Genomic DNA, 1,237 nt, shown 5'->3' with positions numbered 1-1,237 from the left:
TCATCCGTCAGACTCTTTTCAAACGCCTCTCTGGCCTGATGTAGTCGGGCGCGAATACGATCTCTCAGTTCCCCAGTGGCTGCCTCGGTGAAGGTGACTACCAAAATCTGGTCAACTGTCAGAGGTTTGCAGTGGGCTGACTTTTTCTGATCGTGCTCGGGCCCGTGCCCAAGGACCAGCCTTAGAAAAAGGTTGGCAATCGTATAGGTTTTGCCTGTTCCGGCGCTGGCTTCGATCAAACGGTTTCCGTGCAGGGGGAAGGTTCGTGCTTCCAGCTGCATTGGTTGGTTGGCTATTTTTGTTATGGGGTGTTGCTCCATTAAAGGCACATGAGTGGTTGCAGTCATTTTCGGCTTCCCTCTGAAACCACTTCGATCGTGTCAGTCATGGGCCCGAGAATAAGACGGCTCAGGTCGGTAAATTCGTCAAAGATTGGTTCCAGCTCAGGAAACGTTCGTTGTATGTAAGCATTCTCAATTTCCCCGTGAACCATGAAACCACCATAAAAGGCTGTCTCGGCCGCTTTGCGTGCTTTTTCCTCCTCATCCATTTTCTCCAGCCACGCCTGTGAGGTCGCAGGAAAGAAAGGAACAGGTCGAGTTTGTCCCCTGAGGTAAAGCGATACCAGATCGTTAAGGTAAGCTCTGGCCTGTTGTGCAGGGATGACAGTAAACACTATCTCTTCGTCCAGGCCTATCAGCCGGGTATGGCCAGTTGCTCCCGAATTTTCCTGAGAGGTGCAATACAGGAGATGTTCTATCCAGACGAATAGCTTGTCTTTTGCTTTCAGTCTGGCAGCCCGGTAGCGCAGCAGCCCGGAATTCTGACCTGCAAATGAGTAATGTTGTTTCAGCCAACCAGTGACCTTGATACCGGCGACTGAGAGATTGACCTCAACATCATCCAGGGGTTTAAGAATGGCATCCCTTAGCTTTTCCACGAGAGGAGAGACACTATTCTGTTGGTCTTCCAGCAGCAGTTCACCGAAGGCGCCATGGGGTAGTGTACCAGTGGCGTTTAATTTTTCCCGGAGGCTGTCCAGGCTGCTCTCTGTGAGTAAGGCTTCCAGTATGGATGATTTGAGCCAGTATGTGTCCAGTGCGTCCAGAGCAAAAGGTTCAGTGTCGGCTAACAAGGTTTCTTCCTGTTCGAAGAAGACCTTTAATCTCCGGTTGCAGAAATATTGACTGGGATTACGAAAGAATCTCAATAATTCCGGAACTTCCAGTTCTTCTGG

The 1,237-nt window shown here is 50.2% G+C and carries 1 protein-coding gene and 1 pseudogene; both read right to left on the bottom strand.

Annotated features, from left to right (window positions below):
- Positions 1-347 (bottom strand): UvrD-helicase domain-containing protein (locus KDK18_RS09780; RefSeq protein ID WP_373691167.1); only part of this gene is annotated, 347 nt, incomplete at its 3' end.
- A pseudogene (locus KDK18_RS09775) lies at positions 344-1,237 on the bottom strand (hypothetical protein); the annotation flags it as partial. The pseudogene KDK18_RS09775 and the gene KDK18_RS09780, both read right to left, overlap by 4 nt.

The sequence above is a fragment of the Endozoicomonas sp. SESOKO3 genome (genome assembly GCF_024606255.1).
This window is presented reverse-complemented; position numbering and strand designations above follow the sequence as displayed.